This window comes from Vibrio sp. 2033, assembly GCF_033339735.1.
Genome location: NZ_JAWOVC010000018.1, coordinates 60,712 through 75,049, shown reverse-complemented (window position 1 = coordinate 75,049; position 14,338 = coordinate 60,712). Strand labels below are relative to the sequence as shown.

Here is a 14,338-nt window from a genome sequence, read left to right as displayed (position 1 = left end):
TAAACTGCACCGTGTAGTTTACTTTTGTTCGGGTTAACTTTTTATGAAAAAAACTTTGCTAGCCACAGTAGGAGCGTTCGCGATGGGTACATCAATGATTTCTTGTTCTAATGTTGATACTGAAAAAGCGCCAACATACCCGGACAAATTTGCAAATACAGAGTTGGAATACAAAAGCGGTTTGGGCGACATGTTCGAAATCATGAAAGCGTATTTTACGACTGAGCGCCTTAACCCAACACCAACGATTGAAATTCCAGTGCATGCGATCACAGCGCGGCAACTGTTAGAAGAGCAAGATGACGTCATCTATCGTCTGGGTCATTCAAGCGTATTAATGAAGCTCGATGGAAAACTGGTAATGACCGACCCTGTATTCAGTGATCGCGCGTCTCCTGTACAATGGGCAGGGCCAAAACGCTTTCACCAAACCCCCATCACGATAGAAGATTTGCCAACTATCGATGTGGTGGTGATCAGTCATGACCATTACGATCACCTAGATAAAGCTTCTATTAAAGTGCTAGGCGACAAGGTGGGCACTTTCTTGGTGCCGTTAAAAGTAGGCCAATTACTGGTGAATTGGGGTGTACCCAAAGAGAAAGTGATCGAACTAGACTGGTGGGAGTCACACTCTGTTGACGGCATTGAATATACACTAACTCCGACTCAGCATTTCTCTGGTCGAGGTTTGACAGACCGCGATACGACGCTGTGGGGCAGTTGGGTTATCAATGCACAGCAACATAAAGTGTTCTTCAGTGGTGACTCTGGTTACTTCAATGGCTTTAAAGAGATTGGCGAAAAGTACGGTCCGTTTGACTTCACTATGATCGAAACCGGCGCATACAATGAACTTTGGTCAGACATTCACATGTTCCCAGAGCAAAGCGTTCAAGCACACATTGATGTGCAGGGCAAAGTGATGATGCCAATTCACAACAGTACGTTTGATTTATCGATGCATGATTGGAATGAGCCGATGCAACGCGCGTTAGATATCAGTGAAGAGCGCGGTGTAACGTTAGTGAGCCCTGAGATTGGTCAACGCTTGGCGATTGCGGAGCCTCAGCCTGCGAAGGCATGGTGGCAATAATGGCTGAGCTAAACAGCCAAACATCAGAATAGTTAAGTCACTTATTAGTAGTTACTTGGTCAGGGATAAGGATAAAGGTGCGATGAAAGCAAAGTGGACGTTGTTACTTACATTAAGCATTCTGCCTACCTTTGCACTAGCAGGAGTAGAGCAAGATATCTCGACGTTGATAACACGAGTTGAGCAATCCTCTTGCACCTTTATCCGCAACGGCAAGTCGTACACTAATCAAGAAGCAGCAGAACACATGCGCAATAAATGGGATTACGCCAAAGATGACGTTGATTCCGTGGATGTGTTTATAAAAGAAGTTGCGTCGAAAAGTTGGTTATCTGGCAAACCATATTGGGTGGATTGCCAAGAGGAACGCATTACCAGCGAAGAGTGGCTAGCATCATTGATGCGCACCACCGATCACATCCAATAACACTTCTTTGATGGTCTGATAGCGCAGAGGTAGAGCACGACTGCGCTTACGAACCAGAAATAGCTCTTCACATACAGTGTTTTTCAGTTGAGCAATGTATAACGTGTCTTTTAATGGAAAATTGTCGACCGCACTTTGAGGCAGCACGGTGAAGCCAAGTCCTTTGCTGACAGGCAGCAAAATTTGGCTCAATTGATTTACGTAGCCGGATAATGGTAAATCGCTCATCTTAATTTCTTGGAGCTGTGGTTCTTCACATTGGTCAAAAAACAGCGTCATGTAATGCTCGGCATCAGGGTGGCTAATGACACCACAGTCATGCAAGAGTTGTGGCGTTATCTGCTTATTTTGATAATGCTTTGGCAGAACCAAGCACAACCTCTCTTTACCAATTCGCTCACTGTGAAACAGACCTTTGTTGGGAACATCAGTCACGATACCAATATCGATGTGCCCTTGCGTTATGGCGTTGAGAATAGATTGATTTGGCGCGGCTTCTAAATGTAACGATAAGCTCGGGTGCTGTTTTTGCTTCTCCAAAATGGGCCCATACAACATTAACGCCATTGCACCAGAACAAGCCAGTTTACAGTGGCCTGAAAACGCATCATCAAAACTGAGCTCTTCGAGCAGCTTCTTCTCTCTATCTTCTAACTCGAGCGCATATGCGTAGACAATCCTGCCTTGCTCGGTTAATTCGAAGCTTTTGTTTTCGCGCTTGATCAAGGCATGCTGACAACTTTGCTCTAATTTTTTGATGTGTTGGCTGACGCCAGGCTGAGTCATAAAAAGTTTTTCTGCCGTTTGCGTAAAATGACCGACTTCAATCAATGTCTTAAATGTATGTAACCAAACAGGATTAAGCATAGTGTGTGATTTTCTGAGAGCTTTGTTGGGAGACGTAAAGAAAATGATAGCACGGTGTTTTATGAAAACAGAGAAGACTTAAACGATAAAGATGAATCGCTATCAATACATTACAGACAAAATAAAACCCCGCCTGGTTTCCCAGACGGGGCTTATTCTTTTTCGCAGCAATCCAGCTACTAATAGGTGCTCCCTGCATCTATCCTTGATTGTGGCTAAGTCCTTTAACCGAGTTCCTTGTTCATCGCCTTCCTAGCGGTGTCCATTCTTGCCTATCATCCTGACGGGCGAACTCTATCCTAGAGCTTAACTACATCCTTGCTGACAACTCATCCTAAGCTATCAAATCTTCATCCTGAAGATACCCAATCCTTTAGGCTTTTTTCCTGTTCCCGCCAACATCCTGTCGACAAATTGAGTATTGATGTTTTGCTGATTTGACTCAATTAACTTTTCTAAATTATTTTTACTTATTATTTTAAGTGAATTTAAATATTACTTTTAAATCATATATTTAATGTTTTTTCTGGCATTGCTCTTAGAGGTGATTAATCTATTTGCTTACAACTCTTGTAAGAGATCTCGCACAAGTTTGGTGGTGAATGTATTAATGTGCGCTTTTTGTTCCGAGTTCTGTGGATTGAACTGGATCACAATGCGTTAAAAGGGAGACGATAAAGATGAAAGTGAATTGATCTTGAGTAGAGATTTGTTTGAAAAGAAATAAAAATTCTTGCGGTTTTTATAAACAGTATGGTAAATCTGAAATGCCCACCTTGTTAATCCTTATTAAGATTCAATGACAGTATAAGTAGGGAACTTGATTGCCATTTTTCTGTCATATCTGGTGAGTAAGTTAACCGTGTCAGATAGATAATATGCCGTTTGCCAGTAAAAACAGGCTGCAAGAAACCGGTATTTATCATTATGTTGTGAAATATGTCACGGTTAAATGATTGATTCCCTTATAGATTGAAGGGGATACGACCTTAGACAATAAGCTCCATGAGGAGCGTTACTTATATAAGATGAGGGACTTTACTATGAAAAAGACTAGAAGAGCTCAGCTACATCGTGTGCGTATTCAATACTGGAAAGACACGAAAGACGCCCCAGCTAAAAAATCATAGTTAATTATACCTAAAGGCACGAGCTGGCTGTGGAACACAGTTTCCCGTTGATTGCCAGCTCAAAAACACCACAATCACATTCACTCCGCGCAACTTCCCAAACCCCTATTTTTACTATCGCATTCTTCAAAAAATAAAAAAGCCAGTCTTAAGACCAGCTTTCTCTACCATTTACTGAGCTCTGCGTATTACAGGTTGCCCTTTAGTTACAGGTAGTTGGCGTCAACTAGTTCGCCCGCTTGCGCGCTTTTCACTTCTGGACGTGCTTCTAACCATTTAATAACTTGCGCTTTCTGTTCTTCAGTCGCACTGCCGTAACGGTCAGTAGAACATAGGAAGCCTTCAAACAGTTCTAGACCACCGCCACCGAAGCAAAGACCAAGCTCGTCAATGTAGTCGATAAAGTCATCAACGAATGCATCGTAACGGTCGAAGTCGTTAATGTCTGTTTCACAGCTGATCTCGAAACCTAGGATTGCGAACTCACCTAAGAACAGCTTTTTACGGATACGACGGCTCTTGTTATCGATCTTGTCTAATTTCATGATTATCTCTCGTAGATGATTTGATTTCGTACACCTTATACCTTCTATCACACTTTAGCCCAAGTAAAATCAGAATGAAGCGATACAGTTGGTGATTATGTGACCAGAATTTAATTGCTTCGTTAGCTGTGTTGGTTGGTTTGCAGTATTGTTGAAACACAAGTTTCATATGTTTTAAGCACTTTTGTCATTTTTCTTATCCAAACTTCTTGCCGTTCAACTAATCACTTATTTATTAATTAAACTATAAGATCGGGAAAGTAAAAATGAGCAAGGAAACCTTTGACGCGACGCGTTATAACCAAAGTGAAAACAAACCATTTGAAGAAGTATTAGAAGCGAGCCTATCTCGACGCAGCATTCTGAAAGGTGGTTTAGGTATCAGTGCGATGACAGCGTTTGGTGCTTTCGGATTGGCTGGTTGTAACTCGTCTGACTCAGGGAGTACAGTAAGCAGTGGTTCGGGCGCATCTAAAGCCGTTCTTAACTTTGAATCTATCCCTGGCTCACTCACTGACGCAGTTTCAATTCCACAAGGCTACACCGCACAAGTACTAGTACCTTGGGGAACACCACTTAATGCGCAAGGCAGCGCATGGCAAAATGATGGTACCAACACCAGTACCGATCAGTTAAATGCGCTAGGCATGCACCATGACGGCATGCATTTTTTCCCATTGAACGATAGTACTACAGATGGCTTGCTATGTATTAACCACGAGTACATCGACACATCAGCACTGCATCCAAATGGTCCGACGGTTGAAAATGGCGTACGTACCATTGTAGATGAAGTGCGTAAAGAGATTAACGCGCACGGTGTGTCAGTGGTTCGCATTCAACTGGAAGACAACATGTGGAAGTTGGTTGATACCGACCCACTAAACCGTCGTTATACTGGTGCGACAGTCATGGATTTGTCTGGCCCGGTGGCCTACACATCTTTAACTGTCACTCGTTTCTCACCAGATGGCAGCCAAGCGCGTGGTACGTTAAACAACTGTGGCAACGGCTACACGCCGTGGGGCACGTACTTAACGTGTGAAGAGAACTGGCCTGGTTACTTTGTTAACGCCGGGACTCGTACAGAAGAGCAAGATCGCATTGGTGTTGATGACCAAAGCACACGCTACTTGTGGGAGACATTAGCAGGAAATGCAGAAGAGCGTCTTGATGAGTTCTCTCGCTTTAATGTGGCTCCAACAGGAGCAAGTGCGATGGATGATTACCGTAATGAAGCCAATGGTCACGGTTACATTGTCGAGATTGACCCTTACACGCAAAACTCACGTGCGAAGAAACGTACTGCGCTAGGTCGTTTCCGTCACGAGGGCTGTACTTTCGGTAAGCTTGAAGAAGGCAAACCAGTGGTATTTTATTCTGGTCACGATTCTCGCTTTGAGTACCTATACAAATTTGAATCTGCGGCAGCGTGGGATCCAGCAGATGCTAACCCTGATAACCGCTTGGCGATGGGTGACAAGTACATGGACGAAGGCACACTGTATGTGGCGCGCTTCAATGAAGACAGCACAGGTACTTGGTTACCATTAACGCTTGATAGCGTAACAACCGCTGGTGGTACATTAGCGGATCACTTTGATTCACTGGCTGAAATTATCATCAATACTGCGGGTGCGGCGGATTTAGTTGGGGCAACACCAATGGATCGACCAGAGTGGTGTACGGTTGATCCATTCACGGGTTCAGTATATTTAACATTGACGAACAATACGCGCCGTACAGATGAAACCAATCCTGCGAATCCACGTTTGAATAATAAGTTTGGTCATGTTATTCGTTGGGATGAAGGTGCTTCAGCAACTGACTTTAATTGGGATATCTTTGTGTTTGGTTCGCCAGCAAATGGTGATGCAGATACCAACCGTTCTGGCTTGAATGAGTTAAACCAGTTTGCGAGTCCAGACGGATTAGCGTTTGATGGCCGTGGTATTTTGTGGATTCAGACTGATAACGGCGCAGATGAAGTTACATCTTACACCAATGATCAAATGTTGGCTGTTGTGCCATCTAAGCTAACAGATGAGAATGGTGATCAAGCTGTGATTGGTGCGGATAATCAAGCTGAATTGAAACGCTTCTTTGTCGGACCAAATGGTTGTGAAGTAACAGGCTTTACCATCAGCCCTGATTACAAATCATTGTTTGTGAATATTCAGCACCCAGGCAACTGGCCATACAGTGAAGATGCAGCCGAAGAAACGCCTGCTGGTGTTTCTGTGCGCCCACGAGCGGCGACAGTGGTTATTCGCCGTGAAGACGGTGGAGAGATTGCAGTTTAATCTCTAAATGAATAAACACCTTAAAATTCAAGCCCTGCAATTGCAGGGCTTGATGGTTTAGGCGAATGCCTAGTTGCACTTTGTACCTAAACAACAGGCTTAGCTTTTCAATGAACCGCCTGAAGTACGAATCACGTCTTGATACCAGAAAAAGCTTTTCTTACGTTTACGTTCTAGCGTTCCTTGCCCATCATCATGACGATCGACATAGATAAAGCCGTAACGTTTGCTCATCTCAGCGGTTGAGTTCGCGACCAAATCGATTGGTCCCCAACTGGTGAAGCCCATCAGCTCAACGCCATCCAAAATTGCTTCATGTGCTTGTACAAGATGGTCGTTCAAGTAAGCGATGCGGTAATCATCTTGAATCTCACCGTTTTCATCGATTTCATCACGTGCACCTAAGCCGTTTTCTACGACGAACAGTGGCTTTTGGTAGCGATCGTGAAGGAAGTTCAGCAGAACGCGAAGGCCTTTTGGATCGATCAACCAACCCCACTGGCTCTTTTCAAGGTATGGGTTTGGTACGCTATCGACAATGTTACCCACTTCCTTCTGTTTCGGATCCGCACTTGCACAGCCACTTGCGTAGTAGCTGAATGAGATGAAATCGACACTTGCCGATGCAATTTCTTCTAAGTCGCCTGCTTCCATCTGAATTTCGATGCCGTTTTCACGGAAGTAACGCTTCATGTAGCCAGGGTACTGACCACGTGTTTGTACATCACCGAAGAACAACCACTTGTTGTTTTCATGCATTGCAGCAAGCACGTCATCAGGGTTACAGGTGTATGGGTAGTTGATTGCGCCAAGCAGCATGTTACCAATTTTGCCGTTAGGTACGATTTGCTGACACAGTTTTACCGCTTTTGCGTTTGCGACTAGCTGGTGGTGAATCGCTTGGTAAATCTCTTGTTCACTGGCGCCTTCTTGCAAACCAACACCAGTAAATGGTGCGTGTAGAGACATATTGATTTCGTTGAAGGTTAACCACAGCTTCACTTTGTCTTTGTAGCGTTCCAGCACTGTGCGAGCATAACGTTCGAAGAATTCGATGACGCGACGATCGCCCCAACCGCCATAGTTTTCAACCAGTGCGTAAGGCATTTCGTAGTGAGATAAGGTCACGAAAGGTTGGATGTTGTGCTCGGCAAGTTCGTCAAAAATTTTATCGTAGAACGCCAAACCTTCTTCGTTAGGTTCTAGTTCGTCCCCGTTCGGGAAGATGCGGCTCCAAGCTAAAGAGAGACGCAGACAGTTAAAGCCCATCTCTTTGAACAGCGCGATGTCTTCTGGGTAGTGATTGTAGAAGTCGATCGCCACGTCTTTGATACCCGGTGTACGCTCTTCACGGGTTTGATGCGGACTCAAAATACCGTTTGGCAGCATGTCTGATGTCGATAACCCTTTACCCCCAAGGTTGTACGCCCCTTCTACTTGGTTTGCAGCAATGGCACCACCCCAAAGAAAATGTTCAGGAAACTTAATCATGCTTCTCACTCTTTATATTTAGGAAATGTTTGTGGATTTATTGCTTGAGAATAGTGTAGGAGACACCTCGATACTTGTATCGAGATCGTATTTTTATCAGTTCATCACCAAACGTCAGTAATGATAAACATTGATATATAGGATGGTTGTTAACAATGCCAACCTAAGTGAATTTAGATTGGCATTCATATTCAAAACGTAAATGCTAAATTCGCCGCCGCACCAAACTGGTTATCGCCAGCGTAAGAGCCAGCGAGGTCTAAACTGATCACATCAAAAGGACTGATGCCAATGCCACCTGTCACTGAGTCATCGAGATTATTTTCTAGGTCAATTTCATAACCAGCGCGAAGTTGTGCCCACCCCCAAGCATTCCCCTCGATACCGACACGAATAAACTGAGTGTCATCGTCGAGCTCTTTAAAGCGCTTTTGTTTGGTGAGATCGGCGTCTAAGCTCAGAGCTACATAGTTCCCGACATAACCGATGCCAACTGTCGCTTGTGGTGTGAGTTCGTAGGTATAGTTGCCCAGTTTTGTTTCAATATCTTGCTCGAAGACGTCTTTTAATGAAAGGCCTGCTCTAAATGCGTTGTGATACCAAGCGACCCCAAGATCCATATTGAAAGTATTCTTTGATACTTCACTTTTGTCGTAATCCTCGATATCAAAGTCGTCTAGTGTTGTACGTTGTGTGTAGGTTTTAAGTTGTTGGTATTTTGGTGTAATACCAAATGCGAATTGTTGTTCGCCTATAGTGTAAGCACGAGATAGAGCAATACCATATTCCACATTACCGAAAGCAGCTAGGTTAACGGCAGAATTGAGGTATCGATCTGCGGTGTTTGTTGAATCTGAGATATCGGGTGCAGCAAGTATCTCCACATAACCAGTGCTAAACAGGTTTACAGACATGTAGCGCGTCGGAATAGCAATTGCGAGGCTTAGCCCTCCGTTAATGACAACTGGGACGCTCTTATCCAACTGATCGAGGAGGCGATTAAGCTCGGCCTCGTTCGCTGGAGTAGGAATGCCCTGAATACTATCATAAAGGTCTTGGGCGTCATCTACGGCTGACAACGCTTTATCCTCGTCGTGGATATTAACCCCGACAGCCGGAATGAGCAGACCGATATCATCATTTTCTCGATAGAGGGCACCTAAGGCTGGGTTATGTAGGGGTGCGGTCAAATAGTCAGCAGAAACGACGCCTGTATTTCCCATACCATGACTTCGAGCGTCGGCAGCGTAAGGTGCAGAAAAAGCGTAAGGTGATAATATAAAAAGCGCTCCTGCTGCAGCTAAAGTTATTTTTCTCATAACGCATCCATTCTTATTTTAAATAATTACTTATCATTAAATTAGACGGTGGGAGCTAAAACTGGTGTCAACCACCAAAAATTGTTCTGATGAATGGTATGTGGCGATTCATCAAGTTAAGCGTAGGTTAGGCAACTCGCTTTATAAAGTTGAACAGGGTTTATATTGCTCTCTTATTGAGAGAAAAGGATTGAGATATGGGAGAAGTTGGGTCAGCTTCGGTGAGGAGCGAGTTTAAATACTAAGATGAAGGACATTCCTTCAGTAGTGTTGAGCTGTGCGCTGACTTTCCCTTGCATATCACGCATATTGTTGGCCGTAATCGCTAAACCCAGCCCCAATCCTTCACCAATTTTCTTTGAGGTTTGGAAGGGTTCGAACATGGATTCAAGCATCTCATTCGACACGCCGCAGCCATTATCACTGACGATCAGTTCGACCTGATTGTCGGTTGGGTTGACGATCAAGCTGAGCTGCGGGTTGGTGGTATGGTTCATTGCGTCTAGCGCATTCGAGACAAGATTACCGAGCACCTGAAGCAGTCGTTGTTCTTCACCCATGATATTAGGTAAGTCATGAGGAACACGAACACGCACATCCACTTTGTCTAATTGGGTTTGATAAACGCGTAGGGTTTCTTCGAGTGCGGAGGTAAGAGAAATTGCTTGTAGGCTTTCTGGTTTGTTATAGGCGAACGTCTTTAACTGGCTGGTCATGCTTGCCATGCGATCAATCAGCTTCTGCACCAATACGTTGTTGGCTTTCATCATCTCGGTTTCGCCACGTTCTGCTAACAGTTCATTTGTTGTGAGCAGGGTACGCAAGCCTGTCAGTGGCTGATTGAGCTCATGAGTAATCGCGCTCGACATGCGACCCAAGGCGGCCATTTTACTCGACTCAATTAACTGGCTTTGCGCTTCTTTTAGCGCTTGAGTTCGTTCCTCTACCCGTTGCGCCAGTTCTTGGTTGACCTGTTGCAGTGACTGCTCGGCTTTTTTCCGCTTGCTGATGTCGATGATCGTCGCAAGGAAATACTGCTCGCCATGCCAAGGGAAACTGGTTAGCGAGAACAGGACAGGGAAGACGCTTCCATCGCTGCGTCTGGCAATGGTTTCGACCGTGCTGATCTCTGCGAGCTCTTTATGTTTAGGTAAATCCTTGAGCAACTTAAGTGTGGTGGAATTGGGATTGCCTGCATCGAATAACTCCCAAGCAAAAGCGTGTCGATTGACGCTTTCTGGTAAACAGAACAAACGCTTCGCCATTGGGTTGAGATCGAACAGTTGACCTTGTTCATCAATCAATAGCAAACCAACGTGGGTCTTATTGATCATCTGTTTCAAGCGGCGTTGGGACTCTTCCAACAGGGCTTGAATTCGCTGTTGATTGATGTGCTTTTGGCGACGTTGTAGACCAATGATGACGAGTAATATAACCAATAAGAGTAGCGCTGCTACGCTCCAACCAATTACGTTGATGGTTTGCTGAATCGGCTTAGAAGGGGTGAGATAGCTTACGTACCAATTCAAATCATCCAATTTTACGGTGTGCGCAAAATAGCGTTGTTGGTTGAGCGTCCACACGCTGATGTTGGTGTTGTCGTATAAGCGCTGCGTTTCTAACTGAACGGTGTTGCTTGGTTCGTTAAACCAGTCTGCGTTATAGAGCGAGCTACTCGATAGAAAAAAGCGTTGCTGGCGATTTTGCAACGTAATGATGTCTTGGCTGGTAATGGTCTGTTCGGTCAACAGGCTGAGGTTGATTTGCACCACGACAATACCTGCGATATCTAGACCGTCATAGATAGGGGCTGCAAGATAATACAACGGGCTCGAACCTTTGGTTTTGTTCACCAAGGAAACCCCACCGCCTTGATTGTGAATTTGTTCCACAATGGCTTTTCGGTCAGACAAGCTAAAGCGCTCTTCGATTAGACTTGAGACCAATACTTCGCCAGAGTTAGACAGGATTAGCCAACCTTCCGTATTGGCGGCTTTATCTAGTTGAGTCAGTTGGGTTTGCAACGGTTCGTAATAAGTCAGATTCCCTTTCACAAAAGCGATGGTTTCTGGGTTATTGGTGACGAGGTAAGGCAGGTGATAGAAGCGTTTGAGTGCACGGCGAACTTCACCAATATAGTCGAGCAGTTTTTGTTGAGCTTCGGTTTGAGTTTGTACGCTCAACCACTGACGAGCCACCTCTCTGCTGGCGCTATAGCAAGACAACATCAGCACTGCCGCAATTGCGACCACAAGCCATGTTTTGCCATTCCTTTTGCGCTGCATACCGACTCCATTCAGCTAGTGCGTTCTCACCAACAGTCATTAAAGAGTGCGCCTAACTGGTTGGATGTTAAAGACTTGTAAGCAAGAAGTGAGATCTAGCTCCTTTTCTCCTCAGTGGTTTTTGCTACCGTTAATAAAGAGCGATTTCTTTCCCCCATAAAGCAGGCAGTAACTCATGGCTTTTGACGACACCCCTAAAATTGCACTTATCGAAGACGATGACATTGTTCGTCAGGCTACCAGCCAATGGTTGCAACTGGCTGGGTTCGATGTGACCGCATTCAGTTTAGGCGAAGAGGGCAAAGCGGCCATTCTTAGCCAAGAATTTGATGCGATTGTCAGTGATGTTCGCCTGCCAGACACCGATGGCTTGTCGATACTAGAAAGCCTGATTGCCAATCATATTCCAACACCAGTTATCTTGATCACCGGACATGGTGATGTCGATATGGCGGTAGGCGCATTACAAAACGGTGCGTTCGATTTTATCGAGAAACCTTTTCAACCTGAGCGCTTATCCCAACGAGTGACCGAAGCGGTCGAGAGTTATCGCGCACAAACTTCTACTCAAGATCGCCAAGAGTACCTATCTAGTGTTAGCGGCTTAGAAGAAGTGTTGATTGGGCGAAGCCGAGTGATGCAACAGCTTAGAGAACAAGTAGCCAAGTTAGCACGCATTGATACCAACGTGATCATTTACGGTGAAACAGGTTGTGGTAAAGAGCTAGTAGCGACCAGTTTGCACAATGAAAGCCAACGTAGAACCCATCATTTTGTGCCAATCAACTGTGGTGCTATTCCTGAGAATCTGTTTGAAAGTGAGCTGTTTGGGCACGAAGCTGGGGCATTTACTGGAGCGGGTAAAAAGCGCATTGGTAAATTGGAATACGCGGATAAAGGCACCTTATTCTTTGATGAAATCGAGAGTATGCCGCTGTCCATGCAAGTGAAAGTGCTGCGTTCATTACAGGAACATACAGTAGAGCGCGTTGGAGGCAATCAACAGATCTCAGTTGATTTGAGAGTGATCGCCGCCGCGAAAGAAGATCTCAATGATCATGATGAGTTTCGTCAGGATTTGTACTATCGCCTCAATGTAGCGCAGATCTATTTGCCACCACTACGTGAGCGAGAAGAAGACGCGTTGATCTTGTTCGAACACTTTGCCCTGAAAAGTAACCCTGAGAGTCGTCCGCTTAGTGAAGCCGATAGAAGAGCCATTCTTGCTTACGCTTGGCCCGGTAACGTGCGTGAGCTTAGGAATGTAGCGATGCGTTTTGCATTGGATGAAACCGTCTCCGTAATGGAAATTCTCTCTAGTCGACCATCCTCAACAACCGAAGAGACGCATGCGGGCGTGCCGTTGGCGATTCAGCTACATAACTTTGAACGTAAGGTGCTACATGATTCTTTAGTCAGGCATCATGGACGCATCAATGAGGTGATGCAGGAGTTGGATTTACCACGTCGAACCCTTAACCAAAAGATGCAGAAGTTTGGTTTGAATCGCTCCGACTATACTTAGTACGATTTCTAGCTAATGTAAAATCATTGGCATAACAAACATGTTATGCGCTTTTGGCAGGAGCTGGGACAAACTTATAATTTAGGTCTTTACCTTCTCCAAACAAGGTAACGAGGTTCCTTCCAGTATGTTTAGAGCTATATAGCGCTTCGTCTGCTTCAGCAAGCGCCTCTTGAAGTGATTGCCCCTCAGATAACTGACTGATACCAAAGCTCATGGTCACTTCAGTTTTAAATGATCGCAAAGCGGTTTCAGTTTCGACCGCAAGGCGAATTTGCTCTGCGACAATTTTGGCTTGTTGTGCTTTTTCGAGCAAAACAATCATGAACTCGTCACCACCAAATCGCACAATGCAGGCTGACTCAGGAAGATGCTTTTTAAAAATAGTGGAGATCGTTGCCATGACGGAGTCGCCAACCGTGTGACCATAGTGATCATTAATCGCTTTGAACTTGTCGACATCAGTCATAATAATGCTGATTGCTTGGCTTTTTTTATGTGCTTTACTAACCAAGTTTGGAACGATTTCTTCCATGGCTCGACGATTATATAGCCCTGTGAGTGCATCTAAATGAGAGAGATCATTTATGGATTGCACCAAGCGTCCGTTAATTAACCACAGCATACTAAAGCTCAAAGCAACGATCAGGCAGATGCTAAATAAGAAAGTCAGCTGATGGATAAGGCCTGCGACCATAAAACTTGGTAACTCACCTGAAAAAGTACTCCAAAGCGCCCTAAATCCCATAAAAAAACTAAATCCAAAGAAAGAGTAAGCCATTGCTTTAACAGGGAGCTTTAAGTCCTTTTGGGTACCTTTAAGCATGGCGACACCACTAAAGAAGGTGACGATACAAATATACATGCTCAGATAAATAATGCGGCTTTTGATAGAAGGGTCATGGAAGGTGAAATAGTAAAATGAACCACTGAAAACAGGTGTTAACAAGGTAAGACAGTGAGCCAATTTTAAAGGATATTGACGAAAAATGCTTACGCTATATAGCGTAAGCAAGAAGCCGACTAATATGAGAGTGTTGGCTATGACGATGGTCAGCCAGTCTGGCGCAGAGCCTCTAAAGCCAAGTAAAAAAGGGCCTAAACCAATAAACAGTAGTGATATCGAGAAGGTTTTTAAGCCTTTGACTCTACCCTGAGTGTATTGATAACAAAGCAGACTAATAGAGTAAATGCAAGAGAACAGAATAACGATAAAGTTCAGTGTTCTGATGTCTAGATACTGATTATCCATAGGCGACCCATATCAATCTTTCATTCAGGCAACTCCTTTGCCTGATATCAATAAGCGAGCTACATAGTAACGCACTTATTGAGCGATGTCTTATGTTA

General features: G+C 44.5%; 10 protein-coding genes. 4 read left to right on the top strand and 6 right to left on the bottom strand.

Annotated elements, in window-relative coordinates; genetic code table 11:
• The first annotated feature begins 82 nt into the window (after positions 1-82).
• Both R7P74_RS19685 and R7P74_RS19680 read left to right on the top strand, forming a co-directional pair.
• The gene (locus tag R7P74_RS19685) at positions 83-1,096 is read left to right on the top strand and encodes an MBL fold metallo-hydrolase (protein ID WP_031780877.1); all 1,014 of its coding nucleotides are present in this window, start codon (positions 83-85) and stop codon (positions 1,094-1,096) included.
• Between the two features lie 82 nt (positions 1,097-1,178).
• Positions 1,179-1,523 carry a DUF5329 family protein gene (locus R7P74_RS19680; RefSeq protein ID WP_213893598.1) on the top strand — a complete coding sequence of 115 codons (345 nt, stop codon included), beginning with the start codon at positions 1,179-1,181 and terminating at the stop codon, positions 1,521-1,523.
• On the opposite strand, the gene R7P74_RS19675 is transcribed toward R7P74_RS19680, so the two are convergent.
• Both R7P74_RS19675 and R7P74_RS19670 read right to left on the bottom strand, forming a co-directional pair.
• Positions 1,491-2,390 carry a LysR family transcriptional regulator gene (locus tag R7P74_RS19675; RefSeq protein WP_017635526.1) on the bottom strand — a complete coding sequence of 300 codons (900 nt, stop codon included), beginning with the start codon at positions 2,388-2,390 and terminating at the stop codon, positions 1,491-1,493. The two genes, R7P74_RS19680 and R7P74_RS19675, sit on opposite strands and share 33 nt — an antisense overlap.
• Before the next feature lie 1,336 nt (positions 2,391-3,726).
• Positions 3,727-4,065, bottom strand: coding sequence for a YggL family protein (locus tag R7P74_RS19670; RefSeq protein ID WP_005374208.1), 339 nt, complete (start codon positions 4,063-4,065; stop codon positions 3,727-3,729).
• Between the two features lie 266 nt (positions 4,066-4,331).
• Here R7P74_RS19670 and R7P74_RS19665 point away from each other — a divergent pair, with 266 nt between their 5' ends.
• On the top strand, positions 4,332-6,368 hold the full coding sequence (locus tag R7P74_RS19665) for a PhoX family protein (RefSeq protein ID WP_213893597.1): 2,037 nt from the start codon (positions 4,332-4,334) through the stop codon (positions 6,366-6,368).
• A gap of 99 nt (positions 6,369-6,467) precedes the next feature.
• Here the strand turns inward: R7P74_RS19665 and R7P74_RS19660 are convergent, their stop codons facing one another.
• From R7P74_RS19660 to R7P74_RS19650, 3 genes are all read right to left on the bottom strand, one after another.
• On the bottom strand, positions 6,468-7,859 hold the full coding sequence (locus R7P74_RS19660; RefSeq protein WP_225474142.1) for a glycoside hydrolase family 1 protein: 1,392 nt from the start codon (positions 7,857-7,859) through the stop codon (positions 6,468-6,470).
• 191 nt (positions 7,860-8,050) lie between these two features.
• Complete coding sequence (locus R7P74_RS19655) at positions 8,051-9,178, bottom strand: conjugal transfer protein TraF (protein WP_225474143.1); 1,128 nt, start codon at positions 9,176-9,178, stop codon at positions 8,051-8,053.
• A 212-nt stretch (positions 9,179-9,390) separates the two neighbouring features.
• Complete coding sequence (locus R7P74_RS19650; protein WP_262634465.1) at positions 9,391-11,463, bottom strand: sensor histidine kinase; 2,073 nt, start codon at positions 11,461-11,463, stop codon at positions 9,391-9,393.
• A 175-nt stretch (positions 11,464-11,638) separates the two neighbouring features.
• Between R7P74_RS19650 and R7P74_RS19645 the strand changes: the two genes are divergently transcribed.
• Positions 11,639-12,988 (top strand): sigma-54-dependent transcriptional regulator, encoded by a 1,350-nt coding sequence (locus tag R7P74_RS19645; RefSeq protein ID WP_318123101.1) that lies wholly within the window; start codon positions 11,639-11,641, stop codon positions 12,986-12,988.
• Positions 12,989-13,031: 43 nt separating this feature from the next.
• Here the strand turns inward: R7P74_RS19645 and R7P74_RS19640 are convergent, their stop codons facing one another.
• Positions 13,032-14,240 carry a GGDEF domain-containing protein gene (locus tag R7P74_RS19640; protein WP_318123100.1) on the bottom strand — a complete coding sequence of 403 codons (1,209 nt, stop codon included), beginning with the start codon at positions 14,238-14,240 and terminating at the stop codon, positions 13,032-13,034.
• Positions 14,241-14,338 lie beyond the last annotated feature (98 nt).